At 68.7% G+C, this 17,153-nt stretch carries 18 protein-coding genes and 1 tRNA gene; 13 read left to right on the top strand and 6 right to left on the bottom strand.

The features are described 5' to 3' along the window. Window positions 1-174: 174 nt before the first annotated feature. Together ACFY1U_RS41540 and ACFY1U_RS41535 are read left to right on the top strand one after the other, a co-directional pair. Window positions 175-702, top strand: a complete 528-nt coding sequence (locus ACFY1U_RS41540) for a YwqJ-related putative deaminase (protein WP_390699228.1) — start codon at window positions 175-177, stop codon at window positions 700-702. 76 nt (window positions 703-778) lie between these two features. After that, the gene (locus ACFY1U_RS41535) at window positions 779-1,273 is read left to right on the top strand and encodes an SUKH-3 domain-containing protein (protein WP_390699356.1); all 495 of its coding nucleotides are present in this window, start codon (window positions 779-781) and stop codon (window positions 1,271-1,273) included. Window positions 1,274-1,340: 67 nt separating this feature from the next. Here ACFY1U_RS41535 and ACFY1U_RS41530 read toward each other — a convergent pair whose 3' ends face one another. Then, on the bottom strand, window positions 1,341-2,645 hold the full coding sequence (locus ACFY1U_RS41530) for a sensor histidine kinase (protein WP_390699227.1): 1,305 nt from the start codon (window positions 2,643-2,645) through the stop codon (window positions 1,341-1,343). A 167-nt stretch (window positions 2,646-2,812) separates the two neighbouring features. Here ACFY1U_RS41530 and ACFY1U_RS41525 point away from each other — a divergent pair, with 167 nt between their 5' ends. From ACFY1U_RS41525 to ACFY1U_RS41490, 8 genes are all read left to right on the top strand, one after another. Beyond that, complete coding sequence (locus ACFY1U_RS41525; RefSeq protein ID WP_390699355.1) at window positions 2,813-3,685, top strand: hypothetical protein; 873 nt, start codon at window positions 2,813-2,815, stop codon at window positions 3,683-3,685. Window positions 3,686-3,696: 11 nt separating this feature from the next. Continuing rightward, a tRNA-Gln gene (locus tag ACFY1U_RS41520) sits at window positions 3,697-3,767 on the top strand. Window positions 3,768-3,881: 114 nt separating this feature from the next. Beyond that, the gene (gene glmU / locus ACFY1U_RS41515) at window positions 3,882-5,330 is read left to right on the top strand and encodes a bifunctional UDP-N-acetylglucosamine diphosphorylase/glucosamine-1-phosphate N-acetyltransferase GlmU (protein ID WP_390699226.1); all 1,449 of its coding nucleotides are present in this window, start codon (window positions 3,882-3,884) and stop codon (window positions 5,328-5,330) included. Window positions 5,331-5,405: 75 nt separating this feature from the next. After that, window positions 5,406-6,386: a ribose-phosphate diphosphokinase gene (locus tag ACFY1U_RS41510; RefSeq protein WP_351473629.1), complete on the top strand. Its 981-nt coding sequence runs from the start codon at window positions 5,406-5,408 to the stop codon at window positions 6,384-6,386. A 211-nt stretch (window positions 6,387-6,597) separates the two neighbouring features. Then, window positions 6,598-7,194, top strand: coding sequence for a 50S ribosomal protein L25/general stress protein Ctc (locus tag ACFY1U_RS41505; protein WP_390699225.1), 597 nt, complete (start codon window positions 6,598-6,600; stop codon window positions 7,192-7,194). A gap of 141 nt (window positions 7,195-7,335) precedes the next feature. Beyond that, the gene (gene pth / locus ACFY1U_RS41500; protein ID WP_390699224.1) at window positions 7,336-7,938 is read left to right on the top strand and encodes an aminoacyl-tRNA hydrolase; all 603 of its coding nucleotides are present in this window, start codon (window positions 7,336-7,338) and stop codon (window positions 7,936-7,938) included. Window positions 7,939-7,980: 42 nt separating this feature from the next. After that, window positions 7,981-8,496, top strand: coding sequence for a hypothetical protein (locus tag ACFY1U_RS41495; protein ID WP_390699223.1), 516 nt, complete (start codon window positions 7,981-7,983; stop codon window positions 8,494-8,496). 135 nt (window positions 8,497-8,631) lie between these two features. After that, window positions 8,632-9,318: an LPXTG cell wall anchor domain-containing protein gene (locus ACFY1U_RS41490; RefSeq protein WP_390699222.1), complete on the top strand. Its 687-nt coding sequence runs from the start codon at window positions 8,632-8,634 to the stop codon at window positions 9,316-9,318. Window positions 9,319-9,383: 65 nt separating this feature from the next. Here ACFY1U_RS41490 and ppc read toward each other — a convergent pair whose 3' ends face one another. Then, window positions 9,384-12,116 (bottom strand): phosphoenolpyruvate carboxylase, encoded by a 2,733-nt coding sequence (gene ppc, locus ACFY1U_RS41485; protein ID WP_390699221.1) that lies wholly within the window; start codon window positions 12,114-12,116, stop codon window positions 9,384-9,386. 312 nt (window positions 12,117-12,428) lie between these two features. Between ppc and ACFY1U_RS41480 the strand changes: the two genes are divergently transcribed. Beyond that, the gene (locus ACFY1U_RS41480) at window positions 12,429-13,436 is read left to right on the top strand and encodes an acyl-CoA desaturase (RefSeq protein WP_390699220.1); all 1,008 of its coding nucleotides are present in this window, start codon (window positions 12,429-12,431) and stop codon (window positions 13,434-13,436) included. Continuing rightward, entirely contained in the window at window positions 13,433-14,110 is a 678-nt protein-coding gene (locus tag ACFY1U_RS41475; protein ID WP_365843936.1) for a TetR/AcrR family transcriptional regulator, read from the top strand. Before ACFY1U_RS41480 ends, ACFY1U_RS41475 begins: the two co-directional genes overlap by 4 nt. 26 nt (window positions 14,111-14,136) lie before the next feature. On the opposite strand, the gene ACFY1U_RS41470 is transcribed toward ACFY1U_RS41475, so the two are convergent. The 3 genes from ACFY1U_RS41470 to ACFY1U_RS41460 form a co-directional block, all read right to left on the bottom strand. Beyond that, a complete protein-coding gene (locus tag ACFY1U_RS41470) occupies window positions 14,137-14,310 on the bottom strand; it encodes a CsbD family protein (RefSeq protein ID WP_115913476.1) in 174 nt (57 codons plus the stop codon). Window positions 14,311-14,374: 64 nt separating this feature from the next. Then, on the bottom strand, window positions 14,375-14,767 hold the full coding sequence (locus ACFY1U_RS41465; protein WP_390699219.1) for a VOC family protein: 393 nt from the start codon (window positions 14,765-14,767) through the stop codon (window positions 14,375-14,377). Between the two features lie 3 nt (window positions 14,768-14,770). Continuing rightward, the gene (locus ACFY1U_RS41460) at window positions 14,771-15,583 is read right to left on the bottom strand and encodes a trans-aconitate 2-methyltransferase (RefSeq protein ID WP_390699218.1); all 813 of its coding nucleotides are present in this window, start codon (window positions 15,581-15,583) and stop codon (window positions 14,771-14,773) included. Between the two features lie 89 nt (window positions 15,584-15,672). Between ACFY1U_RS41460 and tamR the strand changes: the two genes are divergently transcribed. Continuing rightward, the gene (gene tamR, locus ACFY1U_RS41455) at window positions 15,673-16,170 is read left to right on the top strand and encodes a MarR family transcriptional regulator TamR (RefSeq protein WP_030941878.1); all 498 of its coding nucleotides are present in this window, start codon (window positions 15,673-15,675) and stop codon (window positions 16,168-16,170) included. 148 nt (window positions 16,171-16,318) lie between these two features. Here tamR and ACFY1U_RS41450 read toward each other — a convergent pair whose 3' ends face one another. After that, window positions 16,319-17,086, bottom strand: a complete 768-nt coding sequence (locus tag ACFY1U_RS41450; protein ID WP_344402194.1) for a response regulator transcription factor — start codon at window positions 17,084-17,086, stop codon at window positions 16,319-16,321. Window positions 17,087-17,153 lie beyond the last annotated feature (67 nt).

Raw genomic sequence — 17,153 nt, 5'->3', positions numbered from 1 at the left:
GACCGCACCGGTCACCGGGCACCGGTCAGCCGCCCTCCGCTTCCGTGACCAGCCGTCACCCCGCCGTGACAGCCCGCCCAAACCCGGGCGTGTCGCACCGCCCCAGCTTCCGCACCAGCCACGGCATTTGGCACTCTGTGACCTCCGGGGGAGGCTCGGGAGGGGAAGACGATCATGAACGCGACGCAGACGGGACCACACACGGCACCGCACACCGGGCCGTCCGGCGACCCCCGCATCGGCTGGAGCGCCACCGAAACCCCGCACGCACCCACCCTCCTCCACCGCCGCGACGGCATACTCCCCACCATCGCCGCCGCCCTCTCCGTCCGCGGCGCCACCCTCACCGGCACCGCCGCCCGCGGCGACCAGCCCCCACCCCTGCACCCACTCGTCCAGGACTTCCTCGACACCCTCCCCAGCGCCCAACGCGACCGCTTCACCGGCCGCTGCGCCGAAACCATCCTCATCTCCCGCCACATAGCCGCCGCCGACGCCGCCCGCAGCAAACGCGCCACCCGCAAACCCATGACCCACGGCGAAGCCCGCAAAGCCCTCAAACAGGCCAAACTCACCGCCCGCCGCATCCGCGAGGACGGCGACCCCCTCCACGGCAGCTTCGCCACCCCCTGCCGCGCCTGCACCGCCCTCAGCGCCCACTACGGCGTCCGCATCGTCGACCCCACGGCAGCAGACGACTGAACCCCCCACCCCCACAAGCAAGACGACGGCCCCGCGCCGAACCGTGACCTCAGCGAACTCGACGATCGAAGGGCAGATGCACCCCGACCGCACCTCGACCACGCGCTTCCCCGTACCCGTCGACGCCGCCCTCCGCGCCGCCGGCTGGCAACCCGGACGCTGGGACATAAAGCAGGCCGAGATCTGGGCCGACACCCTCCGCGACCACACCTCACCCGCAGGCCACCGCCACGCCGTCTTCCCCGCCGCCGTAGAAGCCTGGGCCGAATTCGGCGGCCTCCACATCACCCCCACCGGACCCGGCCGCCAGATCGCCCCCGCAGCGCTCCACCTCGACCCCCTGCACGGCCTCCACCTGGCCCGCACCCTCAACGACCTCGGCCGCGCCCTCGACACCGAAGTCAGCCCCCTCGGCACCGAGACAGAGACCCACTCCCTCCTCGCCGTCGACACCGAAGGCCGCATCTACGCCCTCGATCACACAGGCGACTGGTACCTCGGCCCCGACATCGACCAAGCCCTCGGCAGCCTCATCTCAGGCATCGAACCCGTACGACTGACAGCAGGCTGAACCCTCGAAACGGACAGGAGCGCGAAGGGCAGGAGCGCGAAGGGCAGGAGCGCGAAGGGCAGGGACGCTACGCCGCCGGAATCACCGCCGACACCCGGAAACCCCCCGCATCCGTCGGCCCCGACACAAACACCCCACCCAGCGCCGTCACCCGCTCCCTCATCCCCACAAGACCGTTCCCCCCGGACGGCAACCGCGCCGACGATGCCGAAGCCACCTCCGGCGGCGGCTCGTTCTCCACCTGCATCGCGATCTCCGACACCCGATGCGCAAGCCGCACATACGTCTTCGCACCCGCCGCATGCTTGTGGACGTTCGTCAACGCCTCCTGCACCACGCGATACGCGGTCTGCTCGACCTCAGCGGCATACGACCGCACATCCCCCTCCACGGACAGAGCCACCACCATCCCCGCAGCCGCCGACTGCCCGACGAGTTCCTCCAACTCCTCCAGGCACGGCCCCTCCCCCTCATCCACGGCCCTCGAAGCCGCCACCGCAGCAGCAGCCCCCACCGCCGCCAACGGAACGGACTGCTCAGACCGCCGAGCCCCGTCCCCACTCCGCAGCACCCCGAGCATCTCCCGCAACTCGGTCAACGCCTGCCGCCCCATGTCCCCCACCAGCGCCGCATTCCTGACGGCCTTCTCGGGATCCTTACGGGCAACGGCCTGCAACGCAGCGGCATGCACCACCATGAGGCTCACCCGGTGGGCGACCACGTCATGCATCTCCCGCGCAATCCGAGTCCGCTCCTCGTTCCGCGCCCACTCGGCCCGCTCCTCGGCCCGCTCGGCCAGCAGCTGCAACTCACGCTCAAGACTGTCCGCCCGCTCCCGCAAGCTCTCCATCAGCCGGCGCCGAGCCCCGACGTAAAGACCCAGAAGCAGAGGCGGCGCAGTCATCCCGATCGCGGTGGTGATCGCAGCGAACGGAACGAACCAGTCCCCCAGATCCCACGACCCCCGCGCCATGTCCTGCCGCACCCGCACGAACATCACGATCAACATGCCGACGAGCGACATCCCCGCCAGCGAACCGATGATCCGCCGCGGCAACTCGGAAGCGGCGAGCGTGTACAGCCCGACGACCCCCATCAGATAGCCCATCTGAGCCGGCGTAATCGCGATCGACACCAGCACGACGACAATCGGCCACTGCCGCCTCACAAGCAGCGCCGAACCCGCCAACACCCCGAACACAACCCCCGCGGCCACCGGAATCCCCGCGTCCCGAGCGAACCGAACACCCTCGAACGCACACTCCACCGCGGACACAAAAGCCAAGCTCACGTCCAGCACGGCACTGCGCCACCTGGCCCACCACCACGGCCCTCCCCGGGCCGCCGCGTGCACTTCCCCCGTCGTGGTCATGCCTCCAGCCTACGGGCGTCCGCGCCCCGTTTTCCGGCGAGTTTTCGCGATGGGTCTACACCACACTCCGTAACCGAACGTAAGCGAAACAGACCGATATCCCTCGAACTGCTGAATCGCACATTGTTCGCCCCCGGAACGCCGGATTCCGCCCTGACGGTATGCCCATGGCACATTCAGATGGCAAATACGCCAACTTCGAGGGACTGCGGGAACGGGCGGTCGCGCTGCGGCGCGCAGGGCTCAGCCGCCGCCAGATCCGCGACCGCCTGCACGTCGACAACAACGACATCCTCAACCGCCTCCTGGAGGGCGAGCCCCCTCCGGAATGGACGAAGCGCCCGAACGCCAAGGACGACCTCCGGGACCGGGCGAGGGAGCTACGACTCCAGGGCTGGACGTACGACCAGATCCAGGTGGAGGTGGGGTGCTCGAAGAGTTCGATCTCGCTGTGGGTACGGGATCTGCCGAGGCCGGAGCGACGTGACCCTGCGGAGCAGGCCAGGCTGGCAGGCCGGAAGAGATGGGAGCACGAGCTCGCGGTGCGGGACGAGCAGCGCCAACAGACCAAAGCATCGGCAACCGCAGAGATCGGCCACCTGTCCGACCGCGATCTGTTCATTGCCGGCGTCGCCCTCTATTGGGCCGAGGGCGGCAAGGACAAGCCGTACGCCCGACGAGAAAACGTGATCTTCGTCAACAGCGACCCCGGGATGATCGAGGTCTTCCTCGCCTGGCTGAACCTACTCGGCGTCGAGCGTGAACGCTTGCGGTACTCCGTGATGATCCACGAGACCGCCGACGTGGCCGCCGCCGAACAGTACTGGGTCGAACTCGTCGGGGCCGACCGCTCCGCCTTCTACAAGACCACGCTGAAGAAACACAACCCGAAGACGGTACGGAAGAACACCGGCGACTCGTACCGCGGCTGCCTAGCCATCAGAGTCCTGAAGGGAGCCGACTTGTACCGTCGCATCGAAGGCTGGTGGTACGGCATAGTAGGGGCTGCACGCCGCACCGATCTAGAGAATCGGACATAGCGGACGAACCATCCCGGGTCGTCTAAAGGCAGGACAAATGGTTTTGGTCCATTGAATGAGGGTTCGATTCCTTCCCCGGGAGCATGACAAGTAGTGGGCCCTGACCGCACGGTCAGGGCCCGCTCCCATGTCCCCCAAGAAACGCCCCGGTATCCTGCGGATGTCCCCACTCACTCCACAGCCGAAGGGCAACCCCGTGAGCGCCATTCGCCCGGCAGCCGTCGTCGTTCTCGCAGCGGGTGAGGGCACCCGTATGAAGTCGGCCACACCCAAGGTCCTGCACGAGATCTGTGGCCGCAGCCTCGTGGGGCATGTGCTCGCCGCCGCCCGTGAGTTGGACCCCGAGAACCTCGTCGTCGTGGTCGGGCACGCCCGTGAGAAGGTCACCGCGCACCTCGCGGAGACCGACCCCGCCGTACGCACCACGGTGCAGGCCGAGCAGAACGGCACGGGGCACGCGGTCCGCATCGCCCTGGAGGAGCTCGGCGGCAGTGTCGACGGCACGGTCGTCGTGGTGTGCGGCGACACTCCCCTGCTCACCGGTGAAACGCTCCGGCAGCTCGCCGCGACGCATTCCGCCGACTCGAACGCCGTCACGGTGCTGACCGCCGAGGTGCCGGACGCCACCGGCTACGGGCGGATCATCCGCGACGAGGCGACCGGTGCCGTCACCGAGATCGTCGAGCACAAGGACGCCACCGAGACGCAGCGCGAGATCCGTGAGATCAACTCCGGTGTGTTCGCGTTCGACGGTCTGCTGCTGGCGGATGCGCTGAAGAAGGTGCGTACGGACAACAGCCAGGGCGAGGAGTACCTGACCGACGTCCTCGGGATCCTCCGTGAGGCCGGTCACCGTGTCGGGGCGTCCGTCGCGGGTGATCATCACGAGATCGCCGGGATCAACAACCGCGTCCAGCTGAGCGAGGCGCGGCGGATCCTCAACGACCGGCTGCTGACCAGCGCCATGCTCGCCGGCGTCACCGTGATCGACCCTGCGACGACCTGGGTCGATGTGACCGTCACGTTCGAGCAGGACGCGGTCGTGCACCCGGGTACGCAGCTGCACGGCTCCACGCACCTCGGCGAGGGTGCGGAGGTCGGCCCCAACACCCGTCTCACCGACACTCAGGTCGACGCCGGGGCCCGTGTCGACAACACGGTGGCCGACAGTGCCCACATCGGCCCGCAGGCCAAGGTCGGCCCGTTTGCCTATCTCCGTCCGGGAACGCGCTTGGGTGCGAAGGGCAAGATCGGTACGTACGTCGAGACGAAGAACGCCTCGATCGGCGAGGGGACGAAGATCCCCCACCTTTCCTACGTCGGTGACGCGACGATCGGTGATTACACCAACATCGGTGCTGCCAGCGTGTTCGTGAACTACGACGGTCAGGAGAAGCATCACTCGACGGTGGGGTCGCATTGCCGGACGGGTGCGGACAATATGTTTGTGGCTCCTGTCACTGTCGGGGACGGCTCGTACACCGCTGCGGGGTCCGTGATCACGAAGGATGTACCGCCCGGTTCGCTGGCTGTGGCCCGTGGTCAGCAGCGGAATATCGAGGGTTGGGTGGTTCGCAAGCGTCCGGGTAGTGCGGCGGCGCAGGCGGCCGAGGCGGCGTCTCGGCAGGTCGAGAGCGAGGACTGACCGGAAACGGGTGCGCCGGACACGGCGTACCGTGATAAGTGCACACCCAGTTGAGACACCTCTGAGGAGACAGCTGTGACCGGGATCAAGACGACCGGCGAGAAGAAGATGATGTTCTTCTCCGGCCGCGCCCACCCCGAGCTTGCCGAGGAGGTCGCCCAGCAGCTGGGGGTCGGCGTCGTCCCGACGAAGGCGTTCGACTTCGCGAACGGTGAGATCTACGTCCGCTATCAGGAGTCGGCGCGTGGGGCGGACTGCTTTGTGATCCAGAGCCACACGGCTCCGATCAACCAGTGGATCATGGAGCAGTTGATCATGATCGATGCGCTGAAGCGGGCTTCGGCGCGGTCCATCACGGTCATCGTGCCGTTCTACGGTTATGCGCGGCAGGACAAGAAGCACCGTGGTCGTGAGCCGATCTCGGCGCGGCTGGTGGCTGATCTGATGAAGACGGCGGGTGCGGACCGCATTCTGACCGTGGATCTGCACACGGACCAGATTCAGGGGTTCTTCGACGGGCCTGTGGATCACCTCTTCGCTCTTCCGCTGCTGGCGGACTACGTGGGTGAGAAGGTCGACCGGGCGAAGCTGACCGTGGTCTCGCCTGACGCCGGGCGTGTGCGGGTGGCTGACCGCTGGTGTGACCGGCTGGGTGCTCCGCTGGCGATCGTGCACAAGCGGCGTGACAAGGACGTCGCGAATCAGGTCACCGTCCACGAGGTCGTGGGTGAGGTGAAGGGCCGGGTGTGTGTGCTGGTCGACGACATGATCGACACGGGTGGCACCATCTGTGCGGCCGCGGACGCGCTGTTCGCGCATGGCGCCGAGGATGTCATCGTGACCGCGACTCACGGTGTGCTGTCCGGGCCTGCTGCGGACCGGCTGAAGAACTCGCGGGTGAGTGAGTTCGTGTTCACGAACACGCTGCCGACGCCGGCTGAGCTGGGCCGGGATCTGGACAAGATCACGGTGCTGTCGATTGCGCCGACGATTGCGAGTGCGGTGCGTGAGGTGTTCGAGGATGGTTCGGTGACGAGCCTGTTCGACGAGCAGTAAGGGTTCTGCGCCGGCGGGCGCCGGCTCTGGCTCTGTCGGAGATCGTTTTGGGTGTGGCCTCCTTGGCCGAGTAGACTGCTGCAGTTGCTCGGCGAGGGAGGCCGTACCCGTTTTTGGCGGGGTATGGCGGTCCGTTATCGACGCGCTCTTCGTAGCAGGCCGTTCGTGGCCGGGTGACCACGTCCGTTCCTGTTTTGTACGAGGAGTGATCATGTCCGAGGTGAAGCTCACCGCCGAGACCCGTACCGAGTTCGGTAAGGGTGCTGCCCGTCGTATCCGTCGTGACAGCAAGGTTCCCGGTGTTCTGTACGGTCACGGTTCCGACCCGCTGCACCTGACCCTTCCGGGTCACGACCTGCTGCTTGCGCTGCGTACGCCGAACGTCCTGATCTCTCTGGACATCGACGGCAAGACGAACGAGCTGGCGATCCCGAAGTCGGTTCAGCGTGACCCGATCAAGGGTTTCCTTGAGCACGTGGACCTGCTGCTGGTCAAGCGTGGCGAGAAGGTCACGGTCGAGATCCCGGTGCACACCGAGGGCGAGCTGGCCCCGGGTGGCAACCTGCTGGAGCACGTCCTGAACGCGCTGCCGGTCGAGACCGAGGCCACGCACATCCCCGAGGCCGTCACCGTCTCCGTCGAGGGCCTGGAGGCCGGTGCCTCCATCCTCGCCAAGGACATCACGCTGCCGAAGGGCACCACGCTGGCCGTCGAGGAGGACGCTGTCGTCCTTCAGGTCCTGGCCTCGCAGGCCGAGGAGGCTGCGGAGGGCGAGGAGGCCGCGGGCGAAGAGGTCGCCGAGGCCTGAGTTTTCCTGGGCCCCGCCTCGAAGCGCCCGGCGCTGCAGGCTGTGCCCACCCGTTCCGCCTTGCGGAACGACTGCCCACAGCGGTAGCTGTCCAGCCGCTGCCTTCCCTTGGGGGAGGCAGCGGCTGCCGCATAAGGAGACATGGACGTGACCACCCCTGCCAATGCCCCCTGGCTGATCGTCGGCCTCGGGAATCCCGGGCCCGAGTATGCGATGAACCGGCACAACGTCGGGTTCATGGTGGCGGATTTGCTGGCCGAGCGGATCGGGGGGAGGTTCAAGCGTGCGGGGAAGGCGCAGGCGCAGGTCGTGGAGGGGCGGATCGGGCCTGTGGGTCCGGCGAACCGGCGGGTGGTTCTGGCGAAGCCGATGTCGTACATGAATCTCTCCGGCGGTCCGGTGAACGCGCTGCGGGATTTCTACAAGGTGCCGGTGGCGAACGTGGTGGCCGTGCATGACGAGTTGGACATCGATTACGGCGTTCTTCGTCTGAAGCTCGGTGGTGGGGACAACGGGCACAACGGGTTGAAGTCGATGACGAAGGCGTTCGGGGCGGAGTATCACCGGGTGCGGTTCGGGATCGGGCGGCCTCCTGGTCGTATGCAGGTCGCCGATTTTGTGCTGAAGGATTTCTCCTCTGCGGAGCGCAAGGAGCTGGACTACTTCGTGGACCGGGCGGCGGATGCGGTGGAGTGTCTGGTGATCGAGGGGTTGGAGCGGGCGCAAAGCACGTACAACTCCTGACTTGTCCCCCACCGGAGTTGACCTGGTGTGGGGGCATGGCCAATGATCCCGGCCATGCCTGCCTCTGCCGCCTCGTCCCGTCAGGTTTCGTACCGGGTCTCGGTCGCCGCTTTGCGGTTCGGGCGGTTTGCGGCGATGGGTGTGGTTGCGGTGGTGATTCTGATCGCCGGGGTGTGGGCGTCGTGGCGGACGGCTCCGTATGTGATGCTCACGAAGGGGCGGGAGCGCGGCACGATCGAGGTGGCGCGGTGCGGGGACGATTCGTGTTCGGGCCGCTATACGCCGATTTCGCAGGGTTCTTCGGGTCGTGACCGGGTGGTCATCGAGAAGACGGTCGCGGTGCGCAAGGGGCAGACGTACTCGGTGGTGGTGAAGCCGGGCAGCGATGAGGTCGTGCGGTCGGGGCCGGCGGGGATCCTGTATGCGTGGGTCCCGTTCGGTGGGGCGTTGCTGCTGGCTTCGGTGGTGGTGGCCGGGGGGCTGGGGCGGACGCGGGCCGGGTGGGTCATGGCGGGGTCGGGGGTCGTGTTGCTGACGGCTGCTTTCGTGACTGTCTGACGGGTTTTCCCGTTCTCCGTCTTGTGGAGAGCGTGAGTGTTGTCTGTTCGTGATTGACCTTGGGTCAGTCGTGGCTGGATGCTGAGCCGCCCCCTCCACATCTTCCCGTCCGTAACTCGAAGATGGACTTGCCCCATGCGTACCCTCACCCGCGCCGGCGCTCTGACCGCCGTCGCCGCGGCGGCGCTGTTCTCGGCGCCTGTTGCCGCTCACGCCACTGTTCCCGGTGACAACGGGACTGTGAAGATCCATGACGCCACCACCGGCGAGGAGCTGAAGCAGAACGAGCCGCACGTCTGCACGTTCTATCTGGACGCGTTCGGTTTTGACGCGGTCCAGCAGGTCGACTGGCACATCGAGGCCTGGGCTCCGACGGCCGGTGTGAAGGGCAAGACGGTGAAGACCGGCGCCATCACGCTCGACACCGAGGGTCATGGCCGTACGGCGGACCTGTCGCTGCCCGACGGGCACTACAAGCTGTTCTGGAACTTCGACGGTGAGAAGGGCTCCGCCAAGCACAAGGTGTTCTGGACGGACTGCAAGGACGAGCAGGGTGGCGGCGGTTCCACGCCTTCTCCGTCGGCGTCTTCCTCGGCGTCTTCTTCCGCGTCTCCGTCTTCGTCGGCGTCCGAGTCCGCCGGGTCTTCGTCTTCTTCCGCGCCTTCGCCGGGGTCTGCGTCCGCTTCCGCGTCCCCGCGGGGTGGTTCCGGCGGTGACCTGGCCGAGACGGGCAACGGTGCTCCGGTGGGCCTGCTCTCGGGTGTCGCGGCCGTTCTGGTGGCCGGTGGCGGTTATCTGGTGGTGCGTCGGCGCAAGGCCTGACGTATGGCATGAGGGTGCCCCCCGGCTTCTGACGAGCCGGGGGGCACTCTCATGTGTGCGGGGTGTCAGCCGGTGTTGCGCAGGCCGGCTGCGACGCCGTTGACGGTGAGCAGGAGGGCGCGGGAGAGCAGTGGGTCGGGCTGTTCGCCGGTGGCTGCGGCGTCGCGCTGGCGCTTGAGGAGGGTGACCTGGAGGTAGGAGATGGGGTCCAGGTAGGCGTCGCGGATGGTGAAGGTCTGCTTCAGCACCGGGGCGGCGTCCAGGAGTTCCTGCTCTCCGGTGACCTTGAGGACCTCTCGGACGGTGAGTTCGTGCTCGGCCTTGATGGTGTCGAAGACGTGCTTGAGCTCGTCCGGGACGAGGGTGTCGACGTAGTGCGAGGCGATCCGCAGGTCGGTCTTGGCGAGGGTCATCTCGACGTTGGAGATGAAGTTGCGGAAGAAGTGCCACTGTTCGTGCATCTCGTCGAGCACGGTGTCCAGGCCCGCCTCGCGCAGCGCCTTGAGGCCGGAGCCGACGCCGAACCAGCCGGGGACGATCTGGCGGGACTGGGTCCAGCCGAAGACCCAGGGGATGGCGCGCAGGCCGTCGAGGGAGACTCCGGAGCCGGGGCGGCGGGAGGGCCGGGAGCCCAGGTGGAGGTCGGCGAGCTGGTCGACGGGGGTGGAGGCGAGGAAGTAGGCGGGCAGGTCGGGGTCTTCGACGAGGCGGCGGTAGGCGGTGTGGGCGGCGTCGGAGACGACGTCCATGGCGGCGTCCCAGCGGGCGAGGGCCTCGGTGGACTGGCGGGGGGCGGTGTGCAGGGCGGAGGCCTGGAGGGTGGCGGCGACGGTGAGTTCGAGGTTTTCGCGGGCCAGGGACGGTACGAGGTACTTGTCGGAGATGACCTCGCCCTGTTCGGTGACCTTGATCTCGCCTTCGAGGGTGCCCCAGGGCTGGGCGAGGATCGCGTCGTGGGAGGGGCCGCCGCCGCGGCCGACGGTGCCGCCGCGGCCGTGGAAGAGGCGCAGGCGCACCCCGTAGCGGTGGGCGACGTCGCGCAGGCGGCGCTGGGCGCGGTGGATCTCCCACTGGCTGGTGGTGATGCCGCCGAACTTGGAGGAGTCGGAGTAGCCGAGCATGACCTCCTGGACGTCTCCGCGCAGCGCGACCAGGCGCCGGTAGGAGGGGTCGGAGAGCATGTCCTCGAGGATGGTGTCGGCGGCCTTGAGTTCGTCGGTGGTCTCCAGGAGGGGCACGATGCCGATCTTGGCCCAGCCGGCGTGCAGGTCGATGAGGCCGGCCTCGCGGGCGAGGACGGCGGCGGCGAAGACGTCGTCGGCGCCCTGGCACATGGAGATGATGTACGACTCGACGACCTCGGGTCCGAAGACCTCCAGGGCCCGCTTGACGGTCTGGAAGACACCGAGGGTCTTCTCACCGGACGCGTCCACGGGCGCCGGGGTGGGAGCCAGGGGCCTCCTGGACCTGAGTTCCTTGGCGAGGAGCTTGGCCCGGTAGTCGCGGGGCATGTCGGCGTAGCGCCAGGACTCCTCGCCGAGGCGGTCGAAGAGCTGGCCGAGGGCGTGGTGGTGGGCGTCGGCGTGTTCGCGTACGTCCATGGTGGCGAGCTGGAGGCCGAAGGCGGCGAGGGTGCGGATGGTGCGGTTCATGCGGCCGTCGGCGAAGAGGCCGCCGCGGTGCTCGCGCAGGGAGGTCTGGATGAGGGTGAGGTCCTGAAGGAGCTCGCTGGTGCCGAGGTAGTCGCGGCCCGTCTCGTGCGGGGTGCCCTTGGCGAGGCGCTGCTTGGTGTTCTCCAGCTTCTGCCGGATGCAGGTGGCCTTGAGGCGGTAGGGCTCCTCGGCGTTGAGGCGCTTGTAGCGGGGGCTGATCTCCGGCAGCAGCTCCAGGTCGGCCTGGAGGGAGTCGAGGAGTTCCTGGGTGGCGCCGGTGTAGCGGATGGAGTTCGACAGGAAGCCGCGGAGTTCGTCGATGAGTTCCAGGGCGTCGTTGATGCCGTGTTCGTGCTGGAGGATCAGGACGTCCCAGGTGACCTGGGGGGTGACGTTGGGGTTGCCGTCGCGGTCGCCGCCGATCCAGGTGCCGAAGGTGAGGGGGCGGGTGTCGTCGGGGAGCTTGACGCCGACGCGCTCCAGTTCGGCGGTGAGGTCCTCCAGGACGTCGCCGACGGCGCCGGCGTGCAGTTCGTCGAGGTAGTAGATGGCGTTGCGGGCCTCGTCGGCGGGTTCGGGGCGGACGACGCGGAGTTCGTCGGTCTGCCATACGAGGTCGATGTTCTCGGCCAGTCGGGTGTCGTAGCGGCGGCGGTCGGACTCGATGACCGGGGTCTCCAGGAGTGCGGCGATGCGCCGGAGCTTGTTGAGGACCGACCGGCGCGCGGCCTCGGTGGGGTGCGCCGTGAACACGGGGCGCACATTGAGGTGGCGGACCGTCTGGCGCAGGTGCTCGGGGTCGGCGTCCTTGAGCCGGTCGGCGGTACGGGCCAGCAGGCCGCCCTCGGCGGCGCGCTTGGCGCGCAGTTCGCGGCCGCGGTGGACCTGTTCGGTGACGTTGGCGAGGTGGAAGTAGGTGGAGAAGGCGCGGACCAGCTTGGCGGCGGTCGTCAGGTCGGTGCCGCGCAGCAGTTCGGCGGCTGCCTCTCCGTCCTCGCGGGTGAGGCGGCGGACCTTTTCGACGAGTTCCAGCAGCTCGGGGCCCTCCTGCCTCACGAGGGTCTCGCCGAGGAGGTCGCCCAGCCGCCGGATGTCGGCGCGCAGTTCGCTGCTCGTCGTCGTGGTCTGGTCGTCGGCACTGCTCACAGGTGCGGCTCCTTGCAGTGTTGAAGCTCGTCCGGGAGGGGAACCCGGCGTCCGGGGCCGCGCGGCGGGCGCCGCATACGGCCCTGACATCCGGGAAAGGAATCAGAGCGGACCGCGCTGTCCGACCGACTCCAGGATAGGTGTCCATGCGGACGCGCATGATTTCGGGCTCTTGCCGCCGGGTGACTCGCTGCCATACTTACGACGCCGTAGGTTACGGAACCGTAGGGACGGCCGTAACGGAATCCGGGCACGGTTTCGATGGCCACCCCGCATCTCACCCTCAACCACTCGACCCCACAGGGGACGCCCATGACCACAAGCTCCGATGTGATCGAAGACGCCCCGAAGGCGACCGGCGACACGTCCGTCTCCGCCACGCTGGGCGGGGAGCAGAAGCGCTCGATCGAGCAGATCACGCTGCTGCTCTTCATCACCGTCCCGTTCCTCGCGCTGGTCGCCGCGGTGCCGCTGGCGTGGGGATGGGGGGTGAGCTGGCTGGACCTCGGCATGCTGGTTTTCTTCTACTACCTGGGCTGTCACGGCATCACGATCGGTTTCCACCGGTACTTCACGCACGGCTCCTTCAAGGCCAGGCGTCCTCTGCGGATCGCGCTCGCGATCATGGGGTCGCTGGCGGTGGAGGGGCCCCTGGTCCGCTGGGTGGCGGACCACCGCAAGCACCACAAGTTCTCGGACGCGGAGGGCGATCCGCACTCCCCGTGGCGTTTCGGGGAGACGGTTCCGGCGCTGATGAAGGGCCTGTGGTGGGCGCACATCGCCTGGATGTTCGACGAGGAGCAGACGCCGCAGGACAAGTACGCGCCGGATCTGATCAAGGACCCGGCGATCCGGGCGATCTCCCGCCAGTTCGTGTTCTGGACGGCGCTGTCGCTGGCTCTGCCGCCGCTGATCGGCGGTCTGGCGACGATGTCCTGGTGGGGCGCGTTCACCGGGTTCTTCTGGGGCTCACTCGTTCGGGTGGCTCTGCTGCACCATGTGACCTGGTCGATCAACTCGATCTGCCATGCGGTGGGCAAGCGGCCCTTCAAGTCGCGTGACCGTTCGGGCAACGTGTGGTGGCTCGCGGTGCTGTCCTGCGGCGAGTCCTGGCACAACCTGCACCACGCCGACCCGACCTCCGCGCGGCACGGTGTGGAGCGGTGGCAGCTGGACTCCTCGGCGCGCATCATCCGCTGGTTCGAGGCGTTCGGCTGGGCGTACGACGTGCGCTGGCCGTCACGCTCGCGTATCGATTCACGCCGTAACACCGGCCAGGAGGGCTCCGAGCCCCGGAAGGAGTCGGCGCAGGCGGCATGATTGACGCTGTGGCGACCGACTCCAGCAGCACCCCGACGAATGAGAAGCCGCGGCGAGCGCGGCGCACCCGGATGACGGGAGCCGAGCGCCGCCAGCAGCTGCTCGAGATCGGTCGCACCCTTTTTGCCGCGAAGGGCTTCGAGGGCACGTCGGTGGAGGAGATCGCGGCGAAGGCCGGGGTGTCCAAGCCTGTGGTGTACGAGCACTTCGGCGGCAAGGAGGGGCTGTACGCGGTGGTGGTGGACCGTGAGATGCGGCGCCTGCTGGACATGGTGACCAGCTCTCTGACGGCCGGCCATCCGCGGGAGCTGTGTGAGCAGGCGGCGTTCGCGCTGCTGGACTACATCGAGGAGTACACGGACGGTTTCCGCATCCTGGTCCGTGACTCGCCCATCCCGCAGTCGACGGGTTCCTTCGCCTCGTTGATCTCGGACATCGCCACCCAGGTGGAGGACATCCTGGGCCGCGAGTTCAAGTTGCGCGGCTTCGACCCGAAGCTGGCTCCGCTGTATGCGCAGGCCCTGGTGGGCATGGTCGCCCTGACCGGTCAGTGGTGGCTGGACGTGCGCCGTCCGAAGAAGGCGGAGGTGGCGGCGCATCTGGTGAACCTGGCGTGGCACGGCCTGGACGGGCTGGAGGCCAAGCCGCACCTGATCGGGCGCCGGAAGAGCTGACTCCGGCGCCCTGGGGTGCGGCCCGCTCAGTGCTTGAAGACGTCCTTGCCCTTCTCCTTCGCCTGGCGGGCGTCGCCCTTCATCTGGTCGGCCTTGCCTTCGGCGGTCATCCGCTCGTTCCCCACGGCGCGACCCGTCGCTTCCTTGGCCTTGCCCTTCAGCTGTTCCTTCTTGCCCCTGGTCTTCTCTTCCTTCGCCACGTTTCTCACCCCTTGCCGGGTTCGGCGTCGATGTCACCTCAGCGGGTGACCGTCGCGGGCGGGCTCAAACAGCGGTCACCGGTTCGAGGAACTCCAGCCGGTTGCCGACGGGATCCTCGGAGTAGAAGCGCCGGTGGCCCGGCAGGTTCTCGTCCCACTCCACCTGCGCGCCGTGAGTCCGCAGCCGGGCGGCGTACCGCTCGATGCCGGTGACCCGCAGCCCGGGGTGGGCCTTCTTCGCGGGCCGGCAGTGACATTTTCCGCCTCCGGCGGGGGCAGCCTCGATCCCCAGGTGCAGCTGCACGGCACCCGCCTGGAACCAGCACCCGCCCCGCGCCGCGAGCACCGGCGGCTTGGGGATCTCGGTCATCCCGAGGACGCCGACGTAGTACGCGCGCAGCCGGTCCTCGGAGCCGGGCGGTGCGGCGAGCTGGACGTGGTCGATGGCGGTGATCACGGCTCATGCCTCCCTGCGGGCCACGGCGAAGATCCGGCGGAACGGGAACGCCGTACCGTGCGCCCCGGCCGGGTAGGCCTCCCGCAGGGCCGTCCGGTACTCGTCCAGGAAGGCGTCCCGGGCCTCCGGGTCGTCGGCGAGGGCGGTCAGGACCGGTCGCAGGCCGGTGCCCTTCACCCAGTCGAGCACCGGGTCCTCGCCGGTCAGGAGATGGACGTACGTCGTCTCCCAGACGTCCGCCGCGCAGCCGAGGGCGGTCAGCTGCTCCAGGTAGGTCTCGGGCGCGAGGACGGCGTCGTCATGGCGGAGGGTGTCGGCGAGGCGGTCCTTCCAGCGGGGGGAGTGGGCGAGTTCGCGCATGAGCCGGTGGCTGGGGGCGCCGTAGTTGCCGGGGACCTGGAAGGCGAAGGTGCCGCCTGGCTTCAGTCCCGCGATCCACTCCCCGAAGCGCTGGGCATGGCCGGGGACCCACTGGAGGGTGGCGTTGCTGACGATCAGGTCGTACGGCTCGTCGGGCGCCCAGGTGCGGGCGTCGGCGGGGGCGAAGTCGAGGCGGCCGCCGCCGGGGGTGGGTCCTGCGTGGTCGACGTGCGCCTTGTCGAGCATCTCCGGCGAGTTGTCGTAGCCGGTGATGTGGGCGGCGGGCCAGCGGTCGGCCAGGAGGACGGTGACGTTGCCGGGGCCGCAGCCGAGGTCGGCGATGCGGGGCGGGTCGGTGGGCAGGGCCGGGACGCGGGCGAGGAGGTCGGCGAAGGGGCGGGCGCGGTGGCCGGCGTGGCGGAGGTACTGGGTGGGGTCCCAGGTGGGGGTGCTCATGTCTCCTACCTTCCCCGGCGAATTCTCTCGATGTCAAGAGACTTGATGTCAAGAGACTTCACATCGACACAACCACTACACTGATCGTCATGGAGGACGAGGTCGATCGACTGGTCGCAGCGTGGCGCCGGGAGCGTCCGGACCTCGACGTGGAACCGCTCGAGGTGCTCAGCCGGGTGAGCAGACTGGCCCGGCATCTGGACCGGGCGCGTCGGCTGGCCTTCGCCGAGCACAGCCTGGAGCCCTGGGAGTTCGACGTGCTGACGGCCCTCAGGCGCGCGGGCACGCCGTACCAGCTCTCGCCGGGGCAGCTGCTGACGCAGACCCTGGTCACCTCGGGCACGATGACGAACCGCATCGACCGCCTGGCAAAGAAGGGCCTGGTGGAGCGGCTGCCCGACCCGAGCGACCGCCGCGGTGTGCTGGTGCGGCTGACGGACGAGGGCCGGGACCGCGCGGACCAGGCCCTGGCCGGACTGCTCGACCAGGAGCGCGCGATCCTCGCCGAGCTGTCGCGTGCCCAGCGCGGTGAACTCGCGGGGCTGTTGCGGCAGCTGACCGCTCCGTTCGACAACATCCCGGGCTGAGCGCTCCGCGGGGGCGCCGTTCGGGTAGTGCCGCGGTGGGCCGTTGTTCGACTGCCGCGCCGTTGTGGCTGGTCGCGCCCACGCGGCGGAGCCGCATATCGATACAGCCCCGCGCCCCTTCAGGGGCGCCGCCGCTCAGCGGTGTTGGTCAGGCGCTGGTGCTCTCCTCCACCCGGCCCGCAGGCCCAAGGTCGACGGGTCCGACCCCCGCGCGCCGCGCGAGCGCGACGGCGGCCAGCGTGCTGTGCACGCCAAGCTTCCCGAGGACGTTCTGCATATGGGTGCGGACGGTGTGCGGGGAGAGGAACAGGCGCTCGGCGACGGCCTTGCGCCCCAGTCCTGCGACCATGCACCGCAGCACTTCCCGCTCCCTCGGCGTGAGGGACTCCACCAGCCGCTCGCTCTCGGTGCGGTGCTTGCGCGCGGCCGTCAGCTCCCTGAGGACGCCCGTGAGCAGCGCGGGCGGCAGATGGGTCTCGTCGCGCAGGACGCCCCGGATGACATTGAGCAGCCGGGACAGCGAGCAGTCCTTGGCGACCCAGCCGGAGGCCCCGGCCTGCAGGGCGAGCGCGGCGCGCCGCGGATCGTCCTTCTCGGCGAGGACGACGATCCGTACGCCCGGCTGCCCGGAACGCACGCCGGCGACCAGCGAGATCCCGTCGACCAGCCCCTCCTCATTGCCTTCCTGGACGGGCACGGCGGGCCGTACGCCCGGCACGTTGCCGCCCAGGTCGGAGTCGACGAGCAGCACGTCGAACCGGCGGCCCTCGGCCGCCGCACGCTCCAGGCTGCGCAGCGCGGCGGGACCGCTGCCGGCCGCGGAGACGTCGACGTCGGGCTCGGCCGCAAGAGCGGCGGCGAGCGACTCGGCGAAGATGCGATGGTCGTCGACGACCAGGACTCGGATGCGAACCACGAAACCCCCTTCCCCAAGCTCTCCAAGAGCAGGGGATACCCCATTGTCGGGAGACGGCACGGGCGCA

This window comes from Streptomyces sp. NPDC001351, assembly GCF_042896045.1.
GTDB lineage: Bacteria > Actinomycetota > Actinomycetes > Streptomycetales > Streptomycetaceae > Streptomyces.
The sequence above is the reverse complement of the archived record's forward strand: the minus strand, read 5'-3'. Positions and strand labels throughout refer to the sequence as shown.